This is a genomic window from Mesorhizobium sp. AR07 (assembly GCF_024746815.1).
Classification (GTDB): domain Bacteria; phylum Pseudomonadota; class Alphaproteobacteria; order Rhizobiales; family Rhizobiaceae; genus Mesorhizobium.
Genome location: NZ_CP080525.1, coordinates 4,661,706 through 4,687,639, shown reverse-complemented (window position 1 = coordinate 4,687,639; position 25,934 = coordinate 4,661,706). Strand labels below are relative to the sequence as shown.

The window sequence follows — 25,934 nt, the reverse complement described above, 5'->3', positions numbered from 1 at the left end:
CCGCAGGCTTTTCACTGGCATTGTGCCGACGCGGCTTTATCCCACGCCGACATAGCGCCTGACCGCCGATGGGTCGGCACGCAACTCTTCGACGTCGACGGTCTCGCGGTTGCGGCCGTTCTCGATGAACGAAACCCGGTCGGCGACGGACAGCACCGCATCGACCCGCTGCTCGACCAGGATCGTGGAAACGCCCAAGTCGCGCAGTTTCGACACCGTCTCGCGGATTTTTGCGATCATCGACGGCATCAGCCCTTCGGTCGGCTCGTCGAGCAGCAGCACCTGCGGCTCGAGGCAGAGCGCGCGCGCCATCGCCAGCATCTGTTGCTCGCCGCCGGACAGTGTGCCCGAGCGCTGCCTCAGCCGCTGGCGCAGCAGCGGGAAGAGGTCGAGCACGCTTTCGCGCGTCGCCGTGCCCTTGCCGCGCGCCATCAGCCCGATCTCGATGTTTTCCGCCACCGTCATCTCGGCGAACAGCCGCCTGCCTTGCGGCACATAGGCGACCCCGGCCTTGGGCACCTCATGCGCCGGCAGCCCGGTCAGTTCCTTTCCGCCGAGCCTGATCGAACCGGCGCTCGGGGCAACCAGCCCCATGATGGCTTTGAGCGTCGTCGTCTTGCCGGCGCCATTGCGGCCGAACAGGCAGAGCACCTCGCCCTTGTTCAGCACGAGGTCGAGGCCATGGAGCACCTGGACCTCGCCATAGAAGCAGTCCAGTCCCGTGATCTTCAGCGCCGCTGACCGTTCATCAGTCATGGACCGTCCCCAGATAGGCTTCCTGCACCGCCGCGTTCTCGCGGATCGCCTCGGGCGTGCCTTCGGCCAGGATCCTGCCGGCATTGAAGACGGTGATGCGGTCGGCGAGTTGCATGACCACCGGCATGTTGTGCTCGATCAGGAGCACGGTGGCGCTGCCGGCGATCTCGCGGACCAGGGTGATGAAATTGTCGATCTCGCTGTCGGCCAGGCCTTGCGTCGGCTCGTCGAGGATCAGCAGCCGCGGCTTCAGCGCCAGGCCCATCGCCACCTCCAGCAGGCGCTGGTGGCCGTAGGACAATTGCCAGGCAAGCATGTGGGCGCGATCAGCCAGTCCGGTGCGTTCGAGCGCCGCTGTGACGCCGGCCCGCACCGCGCCCTTCGAGCGGCCGTCGCTCAGCGTGCGCTGCACAGGCAGCGCGACATTGTCGTAGGCGGTGAGGTTGGCGAAGACGCTGGTGATCTGGAACGTGTAGGCGATGCCCTGGCGGACCCTGACATAGGCCGGCAGGCCGGTGATGTCGGCGCCATCGAAGACGATCATGCCGGAAGACGGCTGGATGCGGCCGCTGACCAGGCTGACGAAAGTGGTCTTGCCGGCACCGTTCGGCCCGATGACGGCGCGAATCTCGCCCGGCATCAGCGCGAAGTCGACCCCATCGACGGCGCGCAGGCCGCCAAAGTTGCGCGACAGGCCCTTGGTGGTCAAAAGCGGCATCATGGCAGCCACCCGAGCCAGCGCTGGCGGATGCTGCCCAGAATGCCCTTGGGGAAAAACAGCACGAGCAGGATAAGCGCGACGCCGACGATCAGCAGATAGGCCGAGGTGTAGCCGCTGGTGATGTCGATGATATAGTACATGAACAGCGTGCCAAGCAGCGGCCCAAGCGTCGTGGCGGCGCCGCCGAGCAGCACCCAGAGCAGCGGCAGGATCGAATACTGCACCGAGGCGAAGCTCGAGCCGACATAGCCGAACAGCAGCGTATAGGCAGCGCCAGAAGCCGCACAGATGGTGCCGGAGACGACGACGGCGGCGAGCTTGTTGGAGAAGGTGTCGTATCCCAGCATCTTCGTCCGCTCCTCGTTCTCGCGGATGGCAACCAGCACGCGGCCATATCGGGAGCGCACGATCGCAAGCGTGATCAGCAGCACGAGCGAGAAAAGCGCCAGCGCCGTCATGTAGCGGACGGTCGGATTGGTGAGGTCGAGCGACGTCGCGCCGAAGGTGAGGACGCGCACCGGCTGCGGCACGACCATGCCTTGGTCGCCGCCGGTCCATGCCGCGAAATAGAGGATGACGAGATAAAAGACCTGGGCGAACATCATGGTGACGATCATGAAGGCGACGCCTGATGTACGCAGCGCCAGCAGGCCAATGACCAGTGAAAGAACAACACCACAGCCGAGACCCGCGGCGAATGCCGCCGGCACGCTCCAGCCGAGCTGGATGACGGCAAGGCCGGCGCCATAGAGCCCGGCGGCAAAGAACATGGCATGGCCGAGGCTGAGCAGGCCGACATAGCCGAACAGCACGTTGTAGCCCATGGCGAAGACCGCCAGCACCATGATGCGGGCGAGCAGACCGTGATAATATTCCGGCAAAAGGAAGCTCAGCACGAACAGCAGCGCTATGACGCCGAGATGTGAGGCGTAGGCCTTTGCCGGCGAAGCTTCGCTCATCGCGATGCAGTCCCGAACAGGCCTTGCGGCCGGAACACCAGCACCATGGCGACCAGAAGCGTGGCGATGATCTTGGCCAGCGTCGGCGAGAAGAACATCGAGATGATGCCGTCGGACAGGCCGATCAGCACGGCGGCGACGACCGTGCCGCGCAGCGAGCCGAGGCCGCCGATGATGACGACGATGAAGGAGAGCAGCAGCGGATCCTGACCCATCAAATAATGCGCCTGGCTGATCGGCACGATCAGCACCGCGGCAATGGCCGCCAGCATGGCGCCAAGCGCGAAGACGCCGCCATAGACGCGGCCGACCGGGATGCCGAAGGCCTGCGCCGTCTCGCTGTCATACTGCGTCGCGCGCATGATCAGGCCGATCCTGGTGCGCGTCAGCACCAGCCATGTCGCAATCAGCAGAAGCGCGGATGCGGCGATGATCGACAGTTTGTAGCCGGAATAACCGAACCACGGCAAAAGGATGCGATAGCTGAACGGCGGCTCCACCGGCCGCGCCTCCGGACCGTAGAAGGTCAGCGCCAGCTGCTGGATGATGTAGAGCATGCCGATGGTGGCGACTATGGTGGCTTCCGGATTGTAGTTGAGCCGGCGCAACACCAGCCGCTCGGCGACCAGCGCGATGGCGCCGACGATCAGCGGCGCAATCACCAGCGCCGCCAGGAAGCCGAGCGCCGGATGGCCTGATATCGCGGTGGTGATCGCCCAGGCCAGCACGGCGCCGAGCATGAAGAACTCGCCATGGGCGACATTGACGACGCGCATGACGCCGAACACCAGCGACAGCCCAAGCGCCGTCAGCGCCAGCACGGCCGAGGTGACGAGGCCTTCGAGAACGGCGAGGAGGAGGTGGGGACCGAAGGCCATCGGCTATACTCTGGCAGGCGCCAAGTGCACCCCCCTCTGGCCTGCCGGCCATCTCCCCCTCAAGGGGGGAGATCGGCTGTCATGATTGCTTTCGCCAATCGCCAAAGCCAGTGCGTGGCCGCCATCATACGAACTGCCAATCTCCCCCCTTGAGGGGGAGATGTCCGGCAGGACAGAGGGGGGTGACTTGGCTCTCACGCTTGCTGAGCAGCCAGGCTCACAGCGCCTGCCTCGTGTAATCCCCCTCGGCCTCGTAAAGCCCGTCCTCGATCTTGGTCTTGTGCACGACCTTCAGCTTGCCGCCTTCGACCTTCGAGATGTTCTGGATGCCAAAGCACTGGTGAATCTTGCCGTTGAAGGTTTTCGGCCCTTGCGGGTGCTCCGGACCTTCGGCGAAGGCGGTCAGTGCTTCGGTTGCCTCGACCAGCTTGGCGCGGTCTTCCGGTCCCTTGTAGCCGGCGTCTTCCATGGCCTTCTTGACGACGTAGAGCGTTTCCCAGCAGCCGAACATGTGCGCCGCGGTGGAGACGTCCTTGGGGTCGCCGACGGCGGCACCATTGTCGTCGATGCCGACAGCAGTGCGATAGGCTTTCTGCGCGGCGGAATCATCGGCTTGCGCATAACGCGGCGAGCCCTCCCAGAAATGGCTGCCGTCGAGGAATTCGAGGCCGGGGCTGTTGATGTCGGTGGCCTCGAGCGAATCGATGAAGCCGAACAGCTGCGGCCGGTTGGAGCCGTAGAACTCGCCGAGCTCCTTGACGAAGGTGAGCACCGCCGGGCCGACCATGACATGGTAGATCACCTCGGTCTCGGCCGGGATCTGCGGGAAGTACTTGGTGAAAGACGATTCCGTCGGCGGAATGGCGATCTTCGCGATGACCTCGGCGCCTTGCGCCTTCAGCGCCGGTGGCAGGTAGTCGCGATGGTCGTAGCCGAAGGCGAAATCCGGGAAGATCATGGTGACCTTCTTGCCGACATTGCCTGCTATCCACGGCGCCATCGACTGGATCTGGCTCTTCACGTCGGTGATGCCGGGCTGGAAGACATAACGGTTCAGCTTGGTCGAAGCGACATGATGGCCTTCGCTGACGACGAAGTAGGGGATCTTGGCTTCGCCGGCGGCGGGCGCCGAGCCGATGACGACATGCGAGAACAGCGTGCCGAAGACGATGTCGGTCTTGTGCTGGGTGGCGAACTTGGCGACCACCTCGGCGCCACGGCCGGGGTCGGTGCCGTCATCCTCGATGATCACCTCGACCTGGCGGCCGTTGATGCCGCCGGCGGCGTTGATCGCCTTCACGGCGGCGGCGGTGGTCTTCTCGTACCAGCGGCCATAGGCGGCGCCGATGCCGGTGCGGTGCGACTGGAAGCCGATCTTGATCGGCGCCGAACTCTGCGCCTGGGAATAGCGGACGAAACCCGGCGCGGTGACCAGGCCGGCGGTCGCGGCCAGCCCTTTCAGCGCCGTGCGGCGGGTGAGACCGGTTTTCGAGAGATCGAAGGTCTTGCTCTTGTCCATGATGCCGTTCCCCTTGTTCAGCGTTCGGAGCGCGAAGTCCGCTCATTTCCGGAAGTCGAAAAATTGCATGTGTACAAACTAAATCACCAAAGTCCGGACACGGCAATGCCGCTTCCCTAAGGGAATCCTGGTTTATTTTCCAGCGCAAACGGCTCAGCCCACCGTCGGCGTGGCGAGCAGCCAGAGGCCGAAGACCGTATAGGCGATCATCAGCACGGTGAGCGGGAACTGGCTGAGCGCGGCACGGGCGGGAACCGGCTGCAATCGTCCAGCAAAACCATGGGCGACGAGCACGGCGAGCACATGGCCGAGGATGATGGCGCCGGCCTGTACATTCCACAGCCACCACGCCGAGTCCGCCCCGGCGACGATGCCGGCCTCGATCTGCATGTCGGCGGTGCCGAACAGGTTCCAGCCCAGCGCGAACGGGTCGGACAGCGAGGCAAGCGCATACTGGCCGTCGACGAGCAGCGCCGTCAGATAATGCGCGACATGATAGGCAAGCGCGATCGGCACGATCGACCACACAAGCAAGCCGGCTGCCTGGCCGAGAGAACGATCGCTGCCGGCGAGAAGCTGGCCGAGCCAGACGGCGAGCATGAACACCGCTGCCAGCAGCACGAATGTCAGAGCGAGCCCGAGAGTGCCTCTGCCGATCACGGCGGTGCGGCCGGGGAATTCGAGCGGATTGATGCCGAACAGGCCAAGCCAGAAGAAGGTTTTCGACAAGCCGTCGAAGGACACCGACGACAGGGCCAGAAGCAGGAAGGCCATGCCGCTGGTCGGCAAAGCCTCGGCGGCGAGCAGTTTGGCGCCCGGCCAGCACAGTGCCAACCGGCCGTTTTCGCTGCGCTCGACGGTGGCGAAACGCGCCACCATCGAGAAGAAGACCGTGAGAAATTCGCCAATGCGGCTCCAGCCGCGGTAGCCGAACGCCAGCATGGCGAGAAAGGTGAGCAGCCAGTAGAGGCCGGCGGCAGAGGCCAGCCGCGCCGGATCGTCGGGCGCCGGATCGATCAGTTCGAACCAGGCAAAGCCGAAGAACAAGATGACGGCCGGCCAGCAACCAAGCCATCGCGGGAGGTGCCATGCGCCTTCCTCACTTCCGCCGAACAGACGCGAGGCAAGACGCCACGGCCCATACCACGGGTTCAGCCATGACCAGAGATCGCCGACGACACCTTGCAGCAGCGTGAGGCCGGCCCACAACAGGGTCCATATCACTAGAGGCAGGGGATTGGAGAGCGGGTCTCGACTGCCGGAAAAACCGGCGGCGATGAGAATTGCAAAGCCGGCAAAGGAGATCAGGCTGATGACGGTGCGGGCGCCATCACCGAAGACGAGCAGCGGCAGGCGGCGGCGCCAGAAACGATCGAGTGAGTCCGCCGGCAGCAACGCCAGCACGAGGAAACTGACGGCCACGGCAAAGGCGCCGCCAACCAGATAGTAGCCGGTCGGCAGGAGCAGGACGTGGCCACGGTCGGAGGCGTGGGCGAAGGCAGGGGTGGGGAGGAGGAAGGCCGCAAGCATTAAGGCCAACGGCCAACGACGGCATTCTACGGCGCCCCCCTCTGTCCTGCCGGACATCTCCCCCACGAGGGGGGAGATTGGCAGTTCGAGCGCCTGCCGTTCTTGCAACGTTGAAAATTGGCGAAGGCGGAGGTGACATCCAATCTCCCCCCTCGTGGGGGAGATGTCCGGCAGGACAGAGGGGGGCGCGAAGGAACTCATACTATCCAGGAGTCCCCATACCCTCACACCTTGACCAGCTGCTCCACGCGATCCTTCGCACCAAAAATCCGCAAATAGCGCTCGATCTCTTTCTCGTCGCCGGTCGCCTTGGCCGGGTTGTCGGAAAGCTTGACCGCCGGCCTTCCATTGGCTTCGGTGACCTTGCAGACCAGCGATATCGCGTCCAGGCTGTTGGTTTCCGTCGGCGCGCAGCCCTCGAAATCATTGGTGAGGTTGGTGCCCCAACCGAACGACATGCGCACCTTGCCCTTGAAATGACGGTAGGTCTCCTCGATGGTTTCGACCTCGAGCCCGTCGGAGAAGATAAGCAGCTTCTGGCGGGGGTCCTTGCCCTTGTCGCGCCACCACGACAGGATCTTTTCGCCGCCCTCGATCGGCGGCGCGCTGTCGGGGCGGAAGCCGGTCCAGTCGGCCACCCAGTCCGGCGCGTCGCGCAGGAAGGAGGCGGTGCCGAAGGCATCGGGCAGCACGATCAGCAGGTTGCCGCCATAGTAACGCTGCCAGTCCTGCAACACCTTGTAGGGCGACTGTTTCAGTTCCTTTTCCGTATCGGCGAGCGCTGCGAACACCATCGGCAGTTCATGCGCGTTGGTGCCGAGCGCTTCGAGGTCGTTGTCCATGGCCAAGAGCACGTTGGAGGTGCCGGTGAACGCCTCGCCGATGCCTTCCTTTAAGGCTTCCACGCACCAGCGCTGCCACAGGAAGGAATGGCGCCGACGCGTGCCGAAATCGGAAATGCGGATGCCGGGGAGCGCCTTCAGCCGCTCGGTCTTGGACCACATCTTGGCCTTGGCGCGGGCGTAGAGCACGTCGAGCGCGAAGGGGCCGAACGCCCGCATCGCGGCGCGCGAGCGCAATTCGTTGATGATGGCGAGCGCCGGGATTTCCCACAGCGTGGTGTACATCCACGGCCCGCTGAAGGTGAGCTCGTACTGTCCGTCGCGCTTCGACAGTTCGTATTCCGGCAGCCGGAAATTCTCCAGCCAGGCGAGGAATTCCGGCTCGAAGATCTGCTTGCGGCCGTAGAAATTGTTGCCGCCGAGCCAAATCATCTCTTTCTTGCCGAAGCGCAGCGTACGGGCATGGTCGAGCTGTTCGCGCAGTTCGCCTTCATCGATCTCGTCTGCCAGGCGCACCGAAGTCGTGCGGTTGATCAGCGAGAAGGTGGCGGCGACCTTGGGGTACATGCCCCAGATCATCTGCAGCATCAAAAGCTTGTAGAAGTCGGTATCGAGCAGGCTGCGCACGATCGGGTCGAGCTTCCAGGTGTGGTTGTAGACACGCCGCGCAATATCGGTCTTAGCCATGTTTCAACACCGCCTTCGCTGCCTGCCATCCACAACCGCGACAGGCCTCATAGCATCGAATTGGCCAGAACGCTGCCCGGTTTGACCACTGGCCCGACAAAAAGAAGACCCTGCATATGACCGGAGACTACCGAGGGGTGGCCGCGAACCGCAGGCCGGTATCAGCTCTCGGTCTTGCCGCCGATGACGCTGAGCGCCGGACGCTTGCGGCGGGTGACGAGGCGGCCCGCCACCGGGGCGTCGGCGCGGCCGTCATCCTGCGCCTTTTCGGCAAACAACCAGTCTATGAACACCTGCACGATCGGCGTCGTTCGCATTTCGTTGCGGCAGACGATGTAGAAATCGTCGACCGCCGGCACCGACAGGCTGAACGGCGCGACCAGCATGCCCCTGGCCAGCAGCGCGCTTGCCGTCACCGAATCGCCCAGCGCCACGCCATGGCCGTGGACCGCGGCCTCGGCCGCCATGCGTGCATCGCCGAGATGATGGCGGCGGCCGCGCTCCAGATCCAGCGCATCGGCGGCCGCCAGCCAGGTGTGCCACTCGCGGCCGTCGTCGCCATGCAGGAAGACATGGTCGGCGAGATCCCTGACGCTGCGGATCGGCCGGTTGTTGACCAGTGTCGGGCTGACCACGGGAAACAGTTCGAGGCCCGACCATTTGCGCATCCAGCAATCGGTCCAGCTGCCGTCGCCGTAGTGGACGCAGACATCGATATGCGGCGCACGCAGATCCCTGGCGTCGTTGGACGGGATAAGCGTCAGCCTGATGTCGGGATATTGCGCCATGAAGCTGCCCAGCCGGGGCGTCATCCACAGCAGCAGCAAGGCCGGCACGCAGGATACCGACAGCGCGCCGCTGCTCGCCGGCCGCGTCAGCCGTTGCGTGGCGGCGGCGATGCCGTCGAAGGCGGTCGACACCGCCGGCAGCAGCTCGGCGCCATGCGGCGTCAGTTTGACCCGCTGGCCGGCACGCTCGAACAGCTTGACGCCGAGCGACTGCTCGAGCGCCTTGATCTGGTGGCTGATGGCGCCGTGCGTGACATTCAGCTCGCTCGCCGCCTTGGTCAGTGAGGCATGGCGGGCCGTTGCCTCGAAGGCGCGCAACGGATTCAGGGGCGGCAGACGCTTGGCCATCGCGTACTCGACAGTTTGTGAGATTTTCTCACAAAAAACACCCTAACAATATCAATTGATTTTTCAATGCGGCTGCCAGACACTTTGGTCCAGAACAGCATCAAGACGTGATATCCGCAGGCAGCCAGCGGGACAGCGACCCGGCCGGATACGGTCGGTTCGCCTGAGGTCACCGGCGGCGGCATTGCATCAGCCGGCAGGAGGAGCGGACATGGGATACGATCGCGGCAAGCTCGACGCGTTGCGTCGCAAATATGGCGAGAGCCATGGCGGCGAAATGTTCGACCCGAAATTCCGCAAGGTCGCCGACAAGATCTTTTCCAAGAGCGGCACACGTCTGGCGCCCTATTCCGGCATACCGACCTTCCTTGCCGCGCCCTACCGCGAAATATCAGCCGACAATCCCGATTTCGGCGATTTGCAGGTGGCGATCATCGGCGTGCCTATGGACCTTGGCGTCACCAACCGGCCGGGCTCGCGTTTCGGACCAAGGGCGTTGCGCGCCATCGAGCGCATCGGCCCCTACAACCACGTGCTGGAATGCGCGCCGACGCATGAGCTGAGGGTCGCCGACATCGGCGACACGCCGTTCCGCAGCCGCTACCGGCTGGAGATCAGTCATGAGGATATCGAGCGCCGCACCAACCAGATCGTCGATGCCGGCGTCATCCCGCTGTCGGTCGGCGGCGACCATTCGATCAGCCATCCGATCCTGAAGGCCGTCGGCAAGAAGGCTCCGGTCGGCCTGATCCACATCGACGCCCATTGCGACACCAGTGGCCTGTTCGACATGACCAAGTTCCACCATGGCGGGCCGTTCCGCAACGCGGTGCTCGACGGCGTGCTCGATCCGACGCGCACCATCCAGATCGGCATTCGCGGCTCGGCGGAATATCTGTGGGAGTTCACCTACGAGTCCGGCATGACCGTGGTGCATGCCGAGGAGGTGACCGGTCTCGGCATTCCGGCGATCATCGAGAAGGCGCGCAAGATTGTCGGCGATGGCCCGACCTACATCTCCTTCGACATCGACAGCGTCGATCCGGCCTTCGCTCCCGGCACCGGCACGCCTGAGGTCGGCGGCCTGACGACGCGCGAAGTGCTCGAATTGCTGCGCGGCCTGAAGGGGCTCAACATCGTCGGCGGCGACGTCGTCGAGGTGGCGCCGCAGTACGACGCGACCACCAACACCGCGCATGCCGCGGCACAGGTGCTGTTCGAGATCCTGAGCCTGATGGTGTTCAGCCCGGCACTCACCGGCAAGAGCGCCTGATCCTAACACGCAAGGCGGCCGCCGCGCTGGAGCCGGCGGCCGACCCCAAACAAACAAAGCTTCCAGACAGGGGAATAACAATGACAATCCGAAAGACATTTACATCCATCGCCGCCGTGCTGGTGCTCGGCACGGCCGGTCTCGGCCTCGCAATTCAGGCTGCCAGCGCCGATGCGCTGGCTGACATCACCAAGGCCGGCGCCATCAATGTCGGCGTCTTCGCCGACTTCCCGCCCTTCTCTTCGGCCAGCGCCGACATGAGCCTCAAGGGCTATGACATGGATGTCGCGCAATACATTGCCGACACGCTCAAGGTGAAGCTCAACCCCGTCGCCGTCACCGGCCAGAATCGCATCCCGTATCTGAACGACCATCGCGTCGACATCCTGATGAGCGTCGGCTACTCGAAGGAACGCGAGCAGGTGATCGACTTCGCCGCCGCCTACGCGCCCTACTACATCGCCGTCATCGGCCCGGCCGCACTGGCGGTCAAAGGCAAGGAAGACCTTGCCGGCAAGTCGATCGCCGTCAACCGCGGCACGCTCGAAGACACCTCGCTGACCGAAGCAGCACCCGCCTCGGCCGACATCAAGCGTTTCGACAACTACAATTCGGTGATCCAGGCCTTCATCTCCGGCCAGACGCAGCTGATGGTCGTCGGCAACGATGTCGGCGCGCAGGTGCTGGCCAAGCAGGACGCGCTGAAGCCCGAGCAGAAGTTCCAGCTTTTGACCTCGCCTTCGCATATCGGCCTCAACAAGAATGAAGACGCCCTGAAGAAGGCCGTCAACGATGCCGTCGCCAAGATGCTGGCCGACGGCAAGCTGGACGAAAGCTCGAAAGCCTGGCTGAAGACGCCGCTCAACCCCGACAACCTCAAGGATTGAGCTCCGGTGGCCTTCGCCTGGCTTCCAGGTGCCACGGGCGACATAGCGCGCGGAGCGGTCACGACGATCCTGTTGATCGCCGTGACCACGCTGGCGGGAACGTTGCTCAGCATCTTGGGGGCCGCGGGACGGCGAAACGGCCCCCTGCTGCTGAAGCGGGCGATTGCCTGCTATGTCGAGGTGGTCCGCAACACGCCGTTCCTGGTGCAGCTGTTCTTCATCTTCTTCGGCCTGCCCAGCCTCGGCATCAGGCTCGATCCGGTGCTGGCGGCAATCGTCGCGATGACGCTCAACATGGCGGCCTACACCATCGAGATCGTCGGCGCCGGGCTTGACGCCGTGCCCGGCGGACAGACGGAAGCGGCGCTTGCGCTGGGCTTGAGGCCACGCCAGGTCTTCATCAAGATCGTGCTGCCTCAGGCGCTCAAGGTGATCTATCCGGCGCTGACCAGCCAGATCGTCATCATGATGCTGGAGTCCGCCGTGGTGTCGCAGATCGCGGTGCGCGAGCTGACCTACGAGGCCGACATGCTGCAGGCACGCACGTTCCGGTCCTTCGAGACCTATTTTGTCGTGACGTTGGTTTATCTCGTCCTGTCGATGGCCTTGCGCCGGCTGCTGGTCACAGGCGGACGCCGCGTCCTGGGGGCTGGTGTGTCATGATCGAATTCACCTTCTGGGACATCGTGCGCAATTTGCTGCTCGCCGCCCGCTGGACGGTGCTGCTGTCGCTGGCCGCCTTCGTTGGCGGCGGCATCGTCGGCATGATCGTGCTGTTCTTCAGGATCGCCAAGAACAAATGGAGCCGGCGCCTGGCTTCCGGTTACATCGCGCTGTTCCAGGGGACGCCGCTCTTGATGCAGCTGTTCCTGATGTTCTTCGGCCTGCCGATGCTCGGTCTGCGTATCGAGCCGTGGACGGCGGCGGTGCTCGGCCTCACCTTCTTCGCCAGCGCGTATCTGGCCGAGATCTGGCGCAGCGGCGTCGACGCACTGCCGCTCGGCCAATGGGACGCCGGCGCCAGTCTCGGCCTGCACTATCTGCAGGAGCTGAGGCTGATCATCCTGCCGCAGGCGTTCTCGATCACCCGCGCGCCGACCGTCGGCTTTCTGGTGCAGCTCATCAAGTCGACGGCGCTGACCTCGATCATCGGCTTCGAGGAGCTGGTGCGGACCTCCAACGCCATCAACAATGCGACCTTCGAGCCGTTCAAGGTCTACGGGCTGGTGGCGCTGATCTTCTTCGTCATGTGCTTTCCGCTGACGCAATACGCGCGTTCGCTCGAAAAGCAGGCGCCGGCGCGCTGAGGCGAAGGCATGTTGGTGTTGGCCGGCTGCGCACTGCTGCACCCCTATCAAGAATCGTTGCGGTAACGGCTGTGCTTTCACGGTATCGCTGCATCACCACTTAACGTGGAGGCCGACATTGCCCTGGAACATCCGCTGCTTCTCGCCGGCGACTTCGAAGGAATAGCTTGCCGAAGCGAACAGGCTGACATCCTTGGTGACCGCCGCGGCAACGCCGCCACCCAGTTCGAGCGCTGTTCCGCCTATCGCGGTGCTGATGTTATCTGTACCGAAATTAATGTTTTCGGTTCTGGAGAGTTGGTGCCAGATGTTTGCCTTGAGATAGGGCTGCAGCAGGCCGGTAGGCGTCTGGACGTTACCTTGCAGTCGAAAGCCGGCCCGGCCGGTCCAAGCATCTTCGGCACCGAAGGAGACGGTCGAGAAACCGTCGTTCTGATCGTTGAGAGCAATATGTTGCCAGATGAGCTGCGCCTGCGGTTCCAGCACCCAGTCCGAAGCAATCGGAATTGGGTAACCGCCTTCGATCGACGCTGTTACGCCGGTGCCATCCGTGCTCACACCGATGCCCCGATTCGATTTTGCTTCGCCTCCGAAGAAGGAGCCCATCAGCACGCCGTCGACATACCATCCTGAGGGAGCGATGTGTGTCCAGTAGGCCCCGATGCTGGCAGCGTTGAGATCGATTTTTCCCACGGCAAGATTGTTCCAGCCAAGTGCGAATCCGTTGACGTCTCCGGAAAGCGCTGTGTAGCCGAGGAACACACCTGCGATGTCACGGTCGCCGCGATCGCTTTCTCGGCGCAGGATGTCGAGTCCTGCCTGAATTCCGTAGAGCGAGCCATCAAGCGATGGAGACACGGTCCCGGTCCAATTTTGGGCGAGGCTCTGGCCGAAGACACGTCCCCACGCGGCAGAGGCATCCTCGCCCGCCGAGAGAAGGCTTTGTTCGCCGCGCCGTTCGTGAAATGTGCCGAGTGTCGCCAGCGCTGCCTCGCCTGCCGCTGGCGGGATGACCGCATAGGTCGCGACTTCTGGACGATAGAGCGGGATAACCGGCCCGATGAAGGGCGTCGCGCCCGGCGTCGGGGGAGCCGGTTGCACTGGAGGCGGAAGGGATGGATCGGCTGGAGTAGGTACTGGTAGGGGAAAGGAAGACGTTGGCACTGGGCGCGGCGGATTGGGGTCGCTTGGAGTAGGCTGCCGTGGCGGTGGCAATGGGCCGAGAGGCGATGGCGACGCGGCCTGCGTCGGCGGAACGACAGGGGGCGTTGGCGGAGCAACGAGGGTGTTGCGCAAAAACCAGTCTTCCGCGGTCCCGCTCGCGTTCCCACCCTTGTACAGGTAGTATTCAAACGCACCTGCTCCGACAAAGCTGTTGAGCGCGAACGCACCTGGCGCGGTTGTGGCACCGTTCAGCGTTTGAACGACCATGATGCCGTCTTGCGATGTTGGTGTGCCTGGCCCGCCTATGTTGGTAATGCCAAGCCCTGTCGTACCGCTTGCTGTTCCGCCGTTAATGATGAACTTGTCAGACGGTGAGCCGTCGGTCCCGAGGAAGGTGTTCAGGCTGACGGCGCCGCTCTGGCCGATGTAGTTGCCGTTCACCGTGAGCGTGTTGCCAACGGCGGCGCCGCCGACCTGCGCAACGCCTGCATTCGTGAAATTGCCGTTTATCGTGAAATTGCCGACCGGCCCGCCGGCGAGAGCGCTGACTGCATCGGCAACGGCGATGGTGCCTTGATTCGTCACCGGGCCGGTGACGCTTCCATAGCCGCCGAGTGTGCCAGCCGGCAGGACATTGACCAGGCCGCCACCCGAAAGCGTCGCGCCTGAGTGCGTCGAGTCGCCGATCGCCAACGTTCCCGCGGCAATTGTGGTCCCGCCGCTGTAGGTATTGTCGCCATCCAGGATCGTCGTGCCTGGACCAGCCTGGGTGACGCTGCCGGAGCCTGAGATCACATTCGCATAGATCGACACGTCCGAGCGGTCGAACACGAGCGCGCCATTGTTCGTAACGTCGCCAACAATGGCGCCGCTGGATCCGCCATCGCCCAACTGCAACTTGCTGCCCGCATCGATCGTCTTTGGCCCACTGGAAGCAATCGTTCCGGTGGCAATGATATTGGACCCGTTGGTCAGGCTGACCGCGCCTGTACCGCTGATGTTGTTCGCGAAATCACCGGTCGCTGCGCTGAAGATCAGCGACCGGTCATCGGCGATCGGCCCGGTGCCAAGCCCGCCGCCATTGTTCAATATCGCCGATGCCCCCGAGGCGATTGTGGTTGAGGCCGTGAGACCGGGATTGGCGCCGCTCACGTCAAGCGTGCCGCCAACTATGTTGAGCGATCCGCCGCCCGTCAGGCTGCCTGGCGCAGTCGTGCCACCATTGGCGATGTCGAGGCTGCCACCACCCAGGTTGACGGTCGAGCCTGGATGCGTCGTCAGCGTTCCGCTGCCAAGGACCGTGCTGGTCGACAGGCTCCCACCTGCGAGGTCGAGCGAGCCGCTGATGTCAAGCGCGCCCACCGACTGTGTCGTGCCATTGATATTGGCGACGGCGCCGGAATTGACGTTGAGGCTCGATGTCTTTCCCAAGGCTCCGCTCACGCCGAGATCGAGCGTACCACCTGTGACAGTCGTGGTGCCGGTGTAGCTGTTGGTGGGATTGTTGAGCGTGATGGTGTTCGTCGCATCGATTGCGAGATTGCCCGCACCGGTGATGCCGGCATGCAACTCGGATCCGGCAGGCGTGCCGTCGTCGCCAGAAAGAGTAAGCGTCTGCCCCGCCTGCAGGTCCAACTGCGTCAGGCCATAGGACACGTAGAGTCCGTTGTTGGCCGGCCCCGTCGACAGGCCATAGCCATAGGAGCCGACGGCGACCGTGTTGCCGCCCTGCGCAATGTTCACGTTGACCGTTGCCGGGACGGGCACGCCGTTCTGATCGATGAGTGTCAGTCCTCCCGCGCTGCCGCTGACAGAGGTCGCACTTATCAGCCGGTCAAGAACACCGTCATCCTGCTGCAACAGCGTCGAAGGGCTACCTGGTCCCGCAAAGCTGGCAGGGGGTGTTGCTGAATTGGGAATGGCGATCTGGACCTTGCCACTCGTGAGAGTAAGCGTACCGGTGCTGATGTTCGCGGGCGAGACGGTGTCGGAAGGCACGGTCGTGGCGAATATGGCAGTGCCACCATTCAGGGTGAGCCCGCCTATGCTCTGGGTTCCAAGGCCGACCGTCGTCGTGTTGTTGGGATCGAGCTGCAGCGTCGCTGACGTCAGCGCAGTAGTATTTGTGCCGGCCAACGCGAACTTGCCATCCGCGAGTTCCACCAGTCCGCCGAATGCCGTCCCCGCGCCTGAGCCAAATGCAAACGTATCGGCCGGGGCACCCATCTTGGCAAAGACCGTGCCGGTTCCCGTAAGCGCGTTGTTCAAGACAAACCCGGCTCCTGCAATTGGCAGCAGCGACAGTTGTGCGCCCGAATTGACCTGGATGGCTCCCGTCCCCGCAGCCGCGGGATTGGTCAGCTGCAGGATGCCCGCTCCGACGGTCGTGCCGCCCGTATACGTATTGTTGCCATCCAGGATCGTCGTACCTGAACCAGCCTGGGTGACGCTGCCGGAGCCGGAGATCACATTCGCATAGATCGACACGTCCGAGCGGTCGAACACGAGCGCGCCGTTGTTCGTAACGTCGCCAACAATGGCGCCGCTGGATCCTCCATCGCCCAACTGCAACGTGCTGCCCGCATCGATCGTCTTTGGTCCACTGGAAGCAATCGTTCCGGTGGCAATGATATTGGACCCGTTGGTCAGGCTCACCGCGCCTGTACCACTGATGTTGTTCGAGAAATCGCCGGTCGCTGCGTTGAAGATCAGCGACCCGTCATCGGCGATCGGCCCGGTGCCAAGCCCGCCGCCATTGTTCAATATCGCCGATGCCCCCGAGGCGATTGTGGTTGAGGCCGTGAGACCGGGATTGGCGCCGCTCACGTCAAGCGTGCCGCCAACTATGTTGAGCGATCCGCCGCCCGTCAGGCTGCCTGGCGCAGTCGTGCCACCATTGGCGATGTCGAGGCTGCCACCACCCAGGTTGACGGTCGAGCCTGGATGCGTCGTCAGCGTTCCGCTGCCAAGGACCGTGCTGGTCGACAGGCTCCCACCTGCGAGGTCGAGCGAGCCGCTGATGTCAAGCGCGCCCACCGACTGTGTCGTGCCATTGATATTGGCGACGGCGCCGGAATTGACGTTGAGGCTCGATGTCTTTCCCAAGGCTCCGCTCACGCCGAGATCGAGCGTACCACCTGTGACAGTCGTGGTGCCGGTGTAGCTGTTGGTGGGATTGTTGAGCGTGATGGTGTTCGTCGCATCGATTGCGAGATTGCCCGCACCGGTGATGCCGGCATGCAACTCGGATCCGGCAGGCGTGCCGTCGTCGCCAGAAAGAGTAAGCGTCTGCCCCGCCTGCAGGTCCAACTGCGTCAGGCCATAGGACACGTAGAGTCCGTTGTTGGCCGGCCCCGTCGACAGGCCATAGCCATAGGAGCCGACGGCGACCGTGTTGCCGCCCTGCGCAATGTTCACGTTGACCGTTGCCGGGACGGGCACGCCGTTCTGATCGATGAGTGTCAGTCCTCCCGCGCTGCCGCTGACAGAGGTCGCACTTATCAGCCGGTCAAGAACACCGTCATCCTGCTGCAACAGCGTCGAAGGGCTACCTGGTCCCGCAAAGCTGGCAGGGGGTGTTGCTGAATTGGGAATGGCGATCTGGACCTTGCCACTCGTGAGAGTAAGCGTACCGGTGCTGATGTTCGCGGGCGAGACGGTGTCGGAAGGCACGGTCGTGGCGAATATGGCCGTACCACCATTCAGGGTGAGCCCGCCTATGCTCTGGGTTCCAAGGCCGACCGTCGTCGTGTTGTTGGGATCGAGCTGCAGCGTCGCTGACGTCAGCGCAGTAGTATTTGTGCCGGCCAACGCGAACTTGCCATCCGCGAGTTCCACCAGTCCGCCGAATGCCGTCCCCGCGCCTGAGCCAAATGCAAACGTATCGGCCGGGGCACCCATCTTGGCAAGGACCGTGCCGGTTCCCGTAAGCGCGTTGTTCAAGACAAATCCGGCTCCTGCAATTGGCAGCAGCGACAGTTGTGCGCCCGAATTGACCTGGATGGCTCCCGTCCCCGCAGCCGCGGGATTGGTCAGCTGCAGGATGCCCGCTCCGACGGTCGTGCCGCCGCTGAAGGAATTGGCCGCTGTAAGAGCAAGCGTGCCGACGCCGCTTTCGTCAAGGATCCGGCACCGCCCATGCTCTGACTGATCGTCGTGGTGAAGCCTTGGGTGTCGATCGTGCCGCCGGGCGCATTCAGTGTGATCGCGCGTGTAGGAGCGAGGTTGAAGCTGTTGTTGAAGCGCAATGCCCCGCCGTTGAATGTAAGGCTTCCACCAGCCGCTCCGAGAGCGTTATCGGCTCCTACCGCAACGACACCCTGATTGAAATTCGTTCCGCCCGAATATGTATTGAGACCAGTAAGGGTCAGGGTGCCCGGCCCATCCTTGGTCACCGCGCCGGTTCCGCTGATAACCCCGGCATAGGTTCCATTGCTCGGTTGGGCGAAGCGGACCAGGCCGTTGTCCTTGACTGTCGGCGGAAGGCTTCCTGAAAAGCCCTGCAGCGTGCCGGCCGGATCGACGATGACGCTTCCGGTATACAAGGAGTTGTTGCCGGTCAGGATCAATGTGCCCTGCTGCACCTCGGCAACAGTCACACCGACCACAGAACCCGTCAGTGTCCAGGTGCCGGTGTCGGTTTTGGTCAATGTCTGAAAATTCTTGATCTGCCCGGGAAGCGAGTCGCTTCCTGTGCCGTTAAGAAATATGGAATTGCTTCCGCCACCGCCATCAAAGTTCCCGGTGATTGTCGAGCCGGTAAAGAGGTGAAGGATGTCGTTGCCTCCGCCAAAATTGAGATTGCCGATCACCATGCCTCGGTTGGTAAAGTCGACGGCCGCGGTGCCGAAACCACCTATGACGTTTCCTGATGCCTGCGAGGTCTGAATGACGCCGGTCGCATTGTTGACGACCGTGTTGAGGCCGGTGGTGTTCTGGAAGAAAATCGCGGCCGCGTTCGTTGCCCTGATCGTTCCGTTGTTGGTGATCAAATTGCCCGAGCCTTCGGGATTGATAGCCTCCGAGTTTCCCGCTGTCCCCAGGGAAAGAATCTGAGCCCCCGCAGCGATCGTCAGGGTGCTGTTGTTGCGAAATTCCAATGTGTCCCCGCCGGTTCCGTACAAGCCACCCGTGCCTGTCGAGGCATTCTGCAAAACGGCTCCGCTTGATAGGGTGATGGTCGCGCCATCGGCAAGACTGAGCGCATTCGCATTCCCCACCACGATTTGCGCATTGGAGAGCAGATTGACAGTCGAGCCTAACGGAGCGGCGGGACCGGAACCGACGGTGCTGGGGAACGGGTTGGGCGCCGCCGTGTCGCAGGTAGTGGTCGTGCCTACCGTGACGCAAGCAGCGACAGCGGAGGTTGGACACAGTGCCACAGGTAATATTACGATCGCCGCGGACTTGAGCGCTTGGGCGAGGCTAGAGTCCAAAAGGCGTCGCATGCGCGAACTCGCTACAAACGCCCCGTCCCGATCGCCACTATTCACTTTCCGAGGATGCTGGCAAGAAGCGGCTGGTAGGCTCTGCGGCTGATTGTCCACCACTGTTGCAAGTTGGACGCACAATAGCGTTCGAAATCCAGCCAAATCTGTATTCGCACCCACGGACACGCGCCGAAAGTGCGGAGCTTTCTAGTCCCGAGCTTTGGGGGTAGAGTGTGTGTGCGGAATATCTTCGCTGCTATCGCGCGCGCCGGAAACTCTGCACTTGCGCGAAATTCGGTGCGTTCCGTGTATCGAGGGAAGCGGGGCGACCGATGACAACCTTTGTTATGGTGCACGGCGCGTGGCATGGTGGGTGGTGTTGGCGCAAGGTCGCTCAGTCACTGAAGGTGCCGGGCAGCGAGCTGTATACCCCCACGCTTACCGGCCTCGGTGAGCGAGCACATCTCGCCTCTCCTGACATCGACCTGGAAACGCACATTTGCGATGTGCTCGGTGTGCTGGAGACCGAGGACTTGAGAGATGTTGTCCTGGTCGGACACAGTTACGCGGGAATTGTGGTCTCGGCAGCCGCGGACAGGGCGGCCAGCCGGGTAGCGCGAGTTGTCTATCTCGACGCCATCGTTCCCCGCGACGGCCAGTGCCTGTACGACTGTGCATCGGCGCAGGCCAGGGACTATTTCGAGGAGCAGGCGCGGGTCGGGGGTGAGGGCTGGCGCATCCCCGCCAGCGCGGCGACCGTGCAATTCCTCGGGTTGAAGGAGGAGAGGGACGTGAGTTGGGTAATGCCAAGGCTTACCGCGCACCCGATCCGCACCTTCAGGGAGCCGGTCAAACTGAGTGCGGGTTTCCCACGGGTGCCACGGACCTACGTCAATTGCATCGGCGACAAACCACTTGGCCAGCCAAAGAGCGCGCAAGCCGCTGATATCGAGGACTACCACGAGTTGCGGACGGGACACGACGCCATGGTGACCGCACCAGACGATATCGCCGAGTTGCTAAGCCGGATTGCGGAGGACACCACCGCCTAGCCCGGGGGCATCGGCGGACGCGCAGCAATCTGCTCGAACCTGAACGGCCGCTCGGCACAATTGCGAAAGACGCCACTTCGCCAACGGCGACATTGGTCAAACTGCGACGTCTACGAAGCCAGCCAAGGACCGCTTTTGCAAATTGGCTGCTTAGAGCGGTCAGACTGCTGGTGGCCCCAACATGAAACGTTCATTGCCTCGGCGCCAAGCGTCCGCTCATGGCGCTTATCGAACGTTTCGCGGCAGTTCCGAAGGCACCGTGTAGTGAGCCACAATGTTGGGACATAACGGCCGCCGAACCTACGGCCCCGTCTGCTTTCAATGCCCGAACACCAAGGGCGGCGCCAGGCGATCGCGCCGCAGCCAGCGGCCGAGAAGCATCGCCGCCACCACGGCCAGCCCTGAGGACAGGCCGATCCAGATGCCGACGCCATGGAGGCCGAAATGGAAGGCGAGCAGCACGCCGAGCGGCAGGCCGATGCCCCAATAGCCGATCGCGGCATAGATCATCGGCACCTTGGTGTCGTGCAGGCCGCGCAGCATGCCGGCGGCAACCGCCTGCGCGCCGTCGAAGATCTGGAACAAGGCGGCAAAGACCAGGAACGACACGGCAAGCGCGATCACCCTGGCATTGACCGGGTTGCCCAGATCGATGAAGGCGCCGATCAGGAGATGCGGCCACAGGATCATCACCAGCCCCATCAGCGCCATGAACGAGACGCCGATGACAAAGGCGGTCCAGCCGGCGCGCGAAACGCCCTCCGGATTGCCGGCGCCGTGGGCCAGGCCGACGCGCACCGTCACCGCCTGGTTGAGGCCAAGCGGCACCATGAAGCTGATCGAGGCGATCTGGATGGCGATCGCGTGCGCGGCCAGCGAATCGGCGTCGATCAGGCCCATCAGAAGTGCGGCCGCGTTGAAGATCGTCACCTCGAAGGCGAGGAGGCCGGCAATCGGCAGGCCGAGCCGCAGCAGGCCCTTGAAGCGCGGCCAGTCGGCGCGCCAGAAGCGCCCGAACAGACGGTAGCGCCGGAATCTCTTCTCCAGCATCACCACCGCTGCCAGGCCGACGAACATCAGCATGCTGGACAGCGAGGTGGCGAGACCCGAGCCGGCGATACCCATGGCCGGCACGCCGAGATTGCCGAACATGAACACCCAGTTGAAGAAGACGTTGCAGGCGACGGCGACGAAGACGATGACCAGCGCCCAACCCGGCCGCTCCAGCGCCGAGATGAACGAACGCAGCACGATGTAGCCATAGAAGGGCAACACCGCCCATTCGAGCCAGCGCAGGTAGATGCCGGCCTGATGCGCCAGCGCGGGTTCCTGGCCCATGGCCAGCAGGATGGCCTCGCCATTCCAAAGCACGATCCAGATCGGGATGCAGATCAAAATCGCCAGCCACAGGCCCTGACGCACGGTGCGGCGCAGGTCGCGCACCGAATAGCGGCGGCGGCCAAGTTCGGTGGCGATCATCGGTGAGGTCGCCAGCATCAGGCCGAGCCCGAAGATCAGCGGCATGAAATAGAGGTTGGCGCCAAGCGCACCGCTGGCCAGCGTATTTGATCCGAGCCGGCCCATCATCATGACATCGGTGGTCGTCATCGCGGTCTGGCCGAGATTGGTCAGCACCATCGGCCAGGCGAGCGCCAGCGTCGCCCTGATTTCCTGACGCCAAAGATTTTCCGGCGCGCGAGCGCCGGCTTCGATCGCAGACATTGTTCCGCTCTTTCCAAGTGCGGCACGTCGGCAAAGAGCCGGAAGCCGCATGTCAAACGGCAAAACCTTCGGTTTCGCGGCGTTTGCGTCAGCTTCTGTACGAAACGCGACATGAAGGCAAGAGAGGAGGGGCGGGAACAGATTGAGCCAGGGGTCGGTTCGTGCGCTCTACCGGATCGCGTCCAGCATTTGCCGCTGCCGGTGCATCTCGAGGAAAACCCGGTAGTCGCGGTCGAAACTCCCAGCCGATTTCGGGTTCGAGGCGCGCGTCCTGCCGCCTTGCTGCATGGCGAGACAGGCGGCGGTGAGGTCTGGGAAAAGTCCGGCCGCGGTGGCCGCGACCATGCCGGTGCCGAGCAGCACCGCCTCGTCGGCCAGCGGCTCGATCACCGTGCAGCCGGTGGCCTCGGCATAGAGCTCCATCAGCAGCGGGTTCTTGGTGTGGCCGCCGGTGACATGCAGCGTGTCGATGATATAGCCGTTCTCGTTCAGCGCCTCCAGCACATGGCGCACGCCGAGCGCGATGCCGACGGCGGTGCGCCAGTAGAGCTTGCACAGGCTGTCGAAGGAGGAGTCCAGCGTCAACCCGCTGACCACGCCAACGGCGTGCGGGTCGGCGAGCGGCGAGCGGTTGCCGTGGAAATCCGGCAACACATGCAGCCTCGCGGCCAGATTGTCTCCCTCGGCGGCGCGCAGTTCGGCGACGCGCCGTGCGATCCTGGCATGCATGGCGGGGTCCGGCTCGCCGCCGGCGCCGTGCCAGCGGATGATGTGGTCAAGCAGCGCGCCGGTGGCGGATTGACCCCCTTCCGACAGCCACAGCTTCGGCAGTGCGGCGCCGTAATAGGGACCCCAGACGCCGGCGAAAGGTTGTGGATCGGGCGACATCGCCATGACGCAGCTCGACGTGCCGGCGATCAGCGCCAGGTGCCGGCCGATATCCTGTTCGTCGCCGGCAAAGCCGCCGAGCACGCCAAGCGCGCCGGCATAGGCATCGATGACGCCGGCGCCGACTCGGCATTGTTCGCTCAGGCCAAGGTCGGCCGCCGCTTGCGTCGTCAGGCGACCAATGTCGGCACCGACAGGACTGGCTCGCTCGGGCAGATTGCCATGCTCGAAAAGGTCGTCGAGGCCGACAAGTTCGAAGAAGTCGCGCCGCCAGCCGGTCTCTTCATGCGCCAGATAAGTCCATTTCGCGGTTAGCGTGCATTGCGAACGCGCCAGCGAGCCGGTCGCCTGCCAGGTCAGGAAGTCGGTCAGGTCGAATAGAGAGCCGGCTTCATTCCAGGTCTTCGGCAGGTTGCGCTTCAGCCACATCAGCTTCGGCGTCGCCATTTCCGGTGACATGACGCCACCGATATAGTCGAGCACGGCGTGGCCGCTTGCCGTGCATTCGTCGGCCTCGGCGATGGCGCGGTGGTCGAGCCAGACGATGGTGTCCCAGCGCCGGTCGCCTGACACCGAGACGCTGAGCTGGCCGCCTTGCCGGTCGCGCACCACCAGCGAACAGGTGGCGTCGAAGGAGATACCGACGACATCCTCGGCCGCGACGCCGGCTTTTTCGCGGGCGGCGCGCACGGCAGTGCAGACGGCCGACCAGATATCGAGCGAATCATGCTCGGCATGATCGGGCTTCGGTTGGTTCATGGCGATCGGCCGTTCGGCGCGGCCGAGCAAGGTGCCGCGGGTGTCGAGAATGCCCGCGCGAGCGCTCCCGGTGCCGACATCGACCGCGCAAACGAACTGTTTCGTCAAGATGTTCTTACTCTCGCTCCCAGGCCTGCAATCAGATCGGGCAATTGCAGCATGTCAGCGAATATAAAGTCCGGTTCACTCGACGCAAGCCGCGCTTTCAAGGCCGGGTTGCCGGCATGCGAGCCGCCGGTGAAGGCAAGGACGCGCATGCCCGCCGCCCGCGCGGCGGCGATGCCGGCCGGGCTGTCCTCGACGACCAGGCATTTGCGCGGATGGGCTCGCATGCTGGCGGCGGCATGGAGGAAGAGATCCGGCGCCGGCTTTCCCCTTTTCACCATGCCGGCGCTGAACAGATGCGGCTCCATCACGCCAAGCAATCCGGTGACGTCGAGCGCGTAGCGGATGCGGTCGAGCGTGCCCGAGGACGCGACGCAGAACGGCAGCCCAAGCCTTGGCAGCATCTCCTTGACGCCGGGGATCGGCTTCAGTTCCTCGCGGAATTTGCGCATCAATTCGACGCGCATCTCGGTCAGATGCTGGTCGGTGATATCAAGCCCGAAGTCGCGGCCGAGGATCTCGCGCACGCTTTTCATGCTCTTGCCGAGGAAATGCTCGTAGGCGGCATCCTCACTGATGCTGCCGCCGGCAAGTTTGATCATGCCGAGCAGCGCCGAGACGGACAACGCCTCGCTGTCGACCAGCACGCCGTCGCAGTCGAAGATGACCAGTTCAGGCGTCATGGCGTCGAATGGGTCTCAGAGCTTGCCCGCGAGGTAGCGCGTCAGCGTGGCGCGCGTGCCGTTCGCCCACAGCGCGTCGAGCGCATGGGCGAAGGCCTCGACAAACGCCGTCGCGCGGCCGACATCGCCGTAGATATCCTCCATGGCAAGCCAGGCGGCGGGCGCATCCTTTGCCGCTTTTGCCGTCGCCTGCAACCGGTCCCAACTCGGGTCGTTGGGTTCGATGACGGCGCCGCTATCGGTCGTGCCGAAGCAGTAGCGGCACCACAGCGCCGATTCCAGCGCCAGGCCGGCGACGCCTTTTCCGGCTTTCAGCCGGTCGGCGATGGTCGGGATGATGAATTTCGGCTGGCGGTTGGAACCATCGAGGCAGAGCCGGCGTACCGTGTCGCCGATCTTGGGATTGGAGAAGCGGCTCTCGATGAGCTGGTAATACTCCTCCAGAACCGTATCGGGCACCGGCGGCACGGTCGGAATGATCTCGTCGTGCTCGAGTTTCGACAGAAAGCCGCTGACCAGTGGTTCCTGCATCGCCTCATGAACGAAATGGATGTCCATCAGCCCGGCCGGATAGGCGATGGTGGCGTGACCACCATTGAGGATGCGGATCTTCATCAGTTCATAGGGGGCAACGTCCTTGACGAACTGCACGCCGACCTTTTCCAGCGGTGGGCGGCCGTCTGTGAAGTGGTCCTCCAGCACCCATTGCCGGAACGGCTCGCAGAACACCGGCCAGTTGTCCTCTAGCCCGAACTCGCTGGCCAGAATGCCGCGCTCACGGTCGGTGGTGGCCGGCGTGATGCGATCGACCATGCCATTGGGAAAGGCGACATTCTCGCTGACCCAGTTTGCCAGATCCTCGTCGATCAGCCGGGCGAGCCCGATGACGCCGTCGGAGGTGACATGGCCATTGTGAGGAATGTTGTCGCACGACATGACGGTGAACGGCACGGTGCCTTCGTCGCGGCGGCGGACCAGCCCGGCCAGAATGATGCCGAACACCGTCTTCGGGGTTGCGCCCGGCAGCGCATCCGCGACGATGTCGGGATGGGTCGGATTGAAGACGCCGGAGGCCGGGTCGATGAAATAGCCGCCTTCGGTGATGGTCAGCGACACGATCCTGATCGCCGGATCGGCAAGCCGTTCGATGACACCGGCGGCATCGCCCGGCATCAGGAAGTCGATCATGGCGCCGGTGACGCGGGCGCTCATATGGCCGCTGTCCTGTTCGACCACCGTGGTCAACCAGTCCTGTTCTAGCAGCTTGGCGCGACCGATCTTCTCGCCCTCGAAAACGCCGGCGCCGACCAGCGCCCAGTCATGGCCGATGCCCGAATTGAACAGGTCGTCGAGATAGACCGCCTGATGCGAGCGGTGGAAATTGCCGACGCCGAAATGCACGATGCCGGGCTTGAGCGCCGCGCGGTCATATTTCGGACCGGCGACCTTGGCGGGCAGTCTGGAGAGGTTTGAAGACGAGAGTTTCACGGTCATTTTTCTACCCTTTTGGCCAGGCTACGGCCTTCGTTCTCTTCCCGTTTTCACTGGAAGAGGGTTAGGGGCGGCACATCTTCCAAGGACGATGCGCCCTCTGGTGTCGGCCTCTGCTCCTCGCGGAGGGACGAGGAGCAGAGGCC

General features: G+C 63.6%; 19 protein-coding genes. 5 read left to right on the top strand and 14 right to left on the bottom strand.

The genetic code is table 11. From position 1 onward, the window contains the following. Positions 1-36 precede the first annotated feature (36 nt). The 8 genes from BPNPMPFG_RS23655 to gcvA all read right to left on the bottom strand — a co-directional run bounded on the left by BPNPMPFG_RS23655 (position 37) and on the right by gcvA (position 9,028). Positions 37-756, bottom strand: a complete 720-nt coding sequence (locus BPNPMPFG_RS23655) for an ABC transporter ATP-binding protein (protein WP_258591053.1) — start codon at positions 754-756, stop codon at positions 37-39. After that, on the bottom strand, positions 749-1,477 hold the full coding sequence (locus BPNPMPFG_RS23650; RefSeq protein ID WP_258591052.1) for an ABC transporter ATP-binding protein: 729 nt from the start codon (positions 1,475-1,477) through the stop codon (positions 749-751). Before BPNPMPFG_RS23650 ends, BPNPMPFG_RS23655 begins: the two co-directional genes overlap by 8 nt. After that, on the bottom strand, positions 1,474-2,436 hold the full coding sequence (locus tag BPNPMPFG_RS23645; RefSeq protein ID WP_258591051.1) for a branched-chain amino acid ABC transporter permease: 963 nt from the start codon (positions 2,434-2,436) through the stop codon (positions 1,474-1,476). Before BPNPMPFG_RS23645 ends, BPNPMPFG_RS23650 begins: the two co-directional genes overlap by 4 nt. After that, positions 2,433-3,314: a branched-chain amino acid ABC transporter permease gene (locus BPNPMPFG_RS23640; RefSeq protein ID WP_258591050.1), complete on the bottom strand. Its 882-nt coding sequence runs from the start codon at positions 3,312-3,314 to the stop codon at positions 2,433-2,435. The genes BPNPMPFG_RS23645 and BPNPMPFG_RS23640 overlap by 4 nt, the downstream gene beginning before the upstream one ends. A 217-nt stretch (positions 3,315-3,531) precedes the next feature. Then, entirely contained in the window at positions 3,532-4,833 is a 1,302-nt protein-coding gene (locus BPNPMPFG_RS23635; protein ID WP_413776802.1) for an ABC transporter substrate-binding protein, read from the bottom strand. A 153-nt stretch (positions 4,834-4,986) separates the two neighbouring features. Next, on the bottom strand, positions 4,987-6,420 hold the full coding sequence (locus BPNPMPFG_RS23630; protein ID WP_258591049.1) for a hypothetical protein: 1,434 nt from the start codon (positions 6,418-6,420) through the stop codon (positions 4,987-4,989). 167 nt (positions 6,421-6,587) lie between these two features. Continuing rightward, positions 6,588-7,892, bottom strand: coding sequence for a nicotinate phosphoribosyltransferase (pncB, locus tag BPNPMPFG_RS23625; protein ID WP_258591048.1), 1,305 nt, complete (start codon positions 7,890-7,892; stop codon positions 6,588-6,590). Between the two features lie 161 nt (positions 7,893-8,053). After that, positions 8,054-9,028 (bottom strand): transcriptional regulator GcvA, encoded by a 975-nt coding sequence (gene gcvA / locus BPNPMPFG_RS23620; RefSeq protein WP_258591047.1) that lies wholly within the window; start codon positions 9,026-9,028, stop codon positions 8,054-8,056. A 211-nt stretch (positions 9,029-9,239) separates the two neighbouring features. Here gcvA and speB point away from each other — a divergent pair, with 211 nt between their 5' ends. The 4 genes from speB to BPNPMPFG_RS23600 all read left to right on the top strand — a co-directional run bounded on the left by speB (position 9,240) and on the right by BPNPMPFG_RS23600 (position 12,495). Continuing rightward, positions 9,240-10,301 (top strand): agmatinase, encoded by a 1,062-nt coding sequence (speB, locus tag BPNPMPFG_RS23615; protein ID WP_258591046.1) that lies wholly within the window; start codon positions 9,240-9,242, stop codon positions 10,299-10,301. A gap of 80 nt (positions 10,302-10,381) precedes the next feature. Further along, positions 10,382-11,188 (top strand): transporter substrate-binding domain-containing protein, encoded by an 807-nt coding sequence (locus BPNPMPFG_RS23610; protein ID WP_258591045.1) that lies wholly within the window; start codon positions 10,382-10,384, stop codon positions 11,186-11,188. Between the two features lie 6 nt (positions 11,189-11,194). After that, positions 11,195-11,851: an amino acid ABC transporter permease gene (locus BPNPMPFG_RS23605; protein WP_258591044.1), complete on the top strand. Its 657-nt coding sequence runs from the start codon at positions 11,195-11,197 to the stop codon at positions 11,849-11,851. After that, positions 11,848-12,495: an amino acid ABC transporter permease gene (locus BPNPMPFG_RS23600; RefSeq protein WP_258591043.1), complete on the top strand. Its 648-nt coding sequence runs from the start codon at positions 11,848-11,850 to the stop codon at positions 12,493-12,495. The genes BPNPMPFG_RS23605 and BPNPMPFG_RS23600 overlap by 4 nt, the downstream gene beginning before the upstream one ends. 93 nt (positions 12,496-12,588) lie before the next feature. On the opposite strand, the gene BPNPMPFG_RS23595 is transcribed toward BPNPMPFG_RS23600, so the two are convergent. After that, a complete protein-coding gene (locus BPNPMPFG_RS23595) occupies positions 12,589-17,784 on the bottom strand; it encodes an autotransporter domain-containing protein (protein ID WP_413776884.1) in 5,196 nt (1,731 codons plus the stop codon). Further along, positions 17,691-19,106 (bottom strand): autotransporter-associated beta strand repeat-containing protein, encoded by a 1,416-nt coding sequence (locus tag BPNPMPFG_RS23590; protein ID WP_258591041.1) that lies wholly within the window; start codon positions 19,104-19,106, stop codon positions 17,691-17,693. Before BPNPMPFG_RS23590 ends, BPNPMPFG_RS23595 begins: the two co-directional genes overlap by 94 nt. Positions 19,107-19,420: 314 nt before the next feature. Here BPNPMPFG_RS23590 and BPNPMPFG_RS23585 point away from each other — a divergent pair, with 314 nt between their 5' ends. Then, positions 19,421-20,140: an alpha/beta hydrolase gene (locus tag BPNPMPFG_RS23585; protein ID WP_258591040.1), complete on the top strand. Its 720-nt coding sequence runs from the start codon at positions 19,421-19,423 to the stop codon at positions 20,138-20,140. Between the two features lie 318 nt (positions 20,141-20,458). On the opposite strand, the gene BPNPMPFG_RS23580 is transcribed toward BPNPMPFG_RS23585, so the two are convergent. The 4 genes from BPNPMPFG_RS23580 to BPNPMPFG_RS23565 all read right to left on the bottom strand — a co-directional run bounded on the left by BPNPMPFG_RS23580 (position 20,459) and on the right by BPNPMPFG_RS23565 (position 25,791). After that, complete coding sequence (locus tag BPNPMPFG_RS23580) at positions 20,459-21,862, bottom strand: MATE family efflux transporter (protein ID WP_258591039.1); 1,404 nt, start codon at positions 21,860-21,862, stop codon at positions 20,459-20,461. Between the two features lie 168 nt (positions 21,863-22,030). Then, a complete protein-coding gene (locus BPNPMPFG_RS23575) occupies positions 22,031-23,617 on the bottom strand; it encodes an FGGY-family carbohydrate kinase (protein WP_258591038.1) in 1,587 nt (528 codons plus the stop codon). After that, complete coding sequence (locus BPNPMPFG_RS23570; protein WP_258591037.1) at positions 23,614-24,297, bottom strand: HAD family hydrolase; 684 nt, start codon at positions 24,295-24,297, stop codon at positions 23,614-23,616. The genes BPNPMPFG_RS23575 and BPNPMPFG_RS23570 overlap by 4 nt, the downstream gene beginning before the upstream one ends. Before the next feature lie 15 nt (positions 24,298-24,312). Then, the gene (locus BPNPMPFG_RS23565) at positions 24,313-25,791 is read right to left on the bottom strand and encodes a mannitol dehydrogenase family protein (RefSeq protein ID WP_258591036.1); all 1,479 of its coding nucleotides are present in this window, start codon (positions 25,789-25,791) and stop codon (positions 24,313-24,315) included. Positions 25,792-25,934 lie beyond the last annotated feature (143 nt).

Coding starts and splice junctions, on each gene's coding strand:
- BPNPMPFG_RS23655 (WP_258591053.1), bottom strand. CDS start 756: ATGACTGATGAACGGTCAGCGGCGCTGAAGATCACGGGACTGGACTGC.
- BPNPMPFG_RS23650 (WP_258591052.1), bottom strand. CDS start 1,477: ATGATGCCGCTTTTGACCACCAAGGGCCTGTCGCGCAACTTTGGCGGC.
- BPNPMPFG_RS23645 (WP_258591051.1), bottom strand. CDS start 2,436: ATGAGCGAAGCTTCGCCGGCAAAGGCCTACGCCTCACATCTCGGCGTC.
- BPNPMPFG_RS23640 (WP_258591050.1), bottom strand. CDS start 3,314: ATGGCCTTCGGTCCCCACCTCCTCCTCGCCGTTCTCGAAGGCCTCGTC.
- BPNPMPFG_RS23635 (WP_413776802.1), bottom strand. CDS start 4,833: ATGGACAAGAGCAAGACCTTCGATCTCTCGAAAACCGGTCTCACCCGC.
- BPNPMPFG_RS23630 (WP_258591049.1), bottom strand. CDS start 6,420: ATGTCCGGCAGGACAGAGGGGGGCGCCGTAGAATGCCGTCGTTGGCCG.
- pncB (WP_258591048.1), bottom strand. CDS start 7,892: ATGGCTAAGACCGATATTGCGCGGCGTGTCTACAACCACACCTGGAAG.
- gcvA (WP_258591047.1), bottom strand. CDS start 9,028: ATGGCCAAGCGTCTGCCGCCCCTGAATCCGTTGCGCGCCTTCGAGGCA.
- speB (WP_258591046.1), top strand. CDS start 9,240: ATGGGATACGATCGCGGCAAGCTCGACGCGTTGCGTCGCAAATATGGC.
- BPNPMPFG_RS23610 (WP_258591045.1), top strand. CDS start 10,382: ATGACAATCCGAAAGACATTTACATCCATCGCCGCCGTGCTGGTGCTC.
- BPNPMPFG_RS23600 (WP_258591043.1), top strand. CDS start 11,848: ATGATCGAATTCACCTTCTGGGACATCGTGCGCAATTTGCTGCTCGCC.
- BPNPMPFG_RS23590 (WP_258591041.1), bottom strand. CDS start 19,106: ATGCGACGCCTTTTGGACTCTAGCCTCGCCCAAGCGCTCAAGTCCGCG.
- BPNPMPFG_RS23585 (WP_258591040.1), top strand. CDS start 19,421: ATGACAACCTTTGTTATGGTGCACGGCGCGTGGCATGGTGGGTGGTGT.
- BPNPMPFG_RS23580 (WP_258591039.1), bottom strand. CDS start 21,862: ATGTCTGCGATCGAAGCCGGCGCTCGCGCGCCGGAAAATCTTTGGCGT.
- BPNPMPFG_RS23570 (WP_258591037.1), bottom strand. CDS start 24,297: ATGACGCCTGAACTGGTCATCTTCGACTGCGACGGCGTGCTGGTCGAC.
- BPNPMPFG_RS23565 (WP_258591036.1), bottom strand. CDS start 25,791: ATGACCGTGAAACTCTCGTCTTCAAACCTCTCCAGACTGCCCGCCAAG.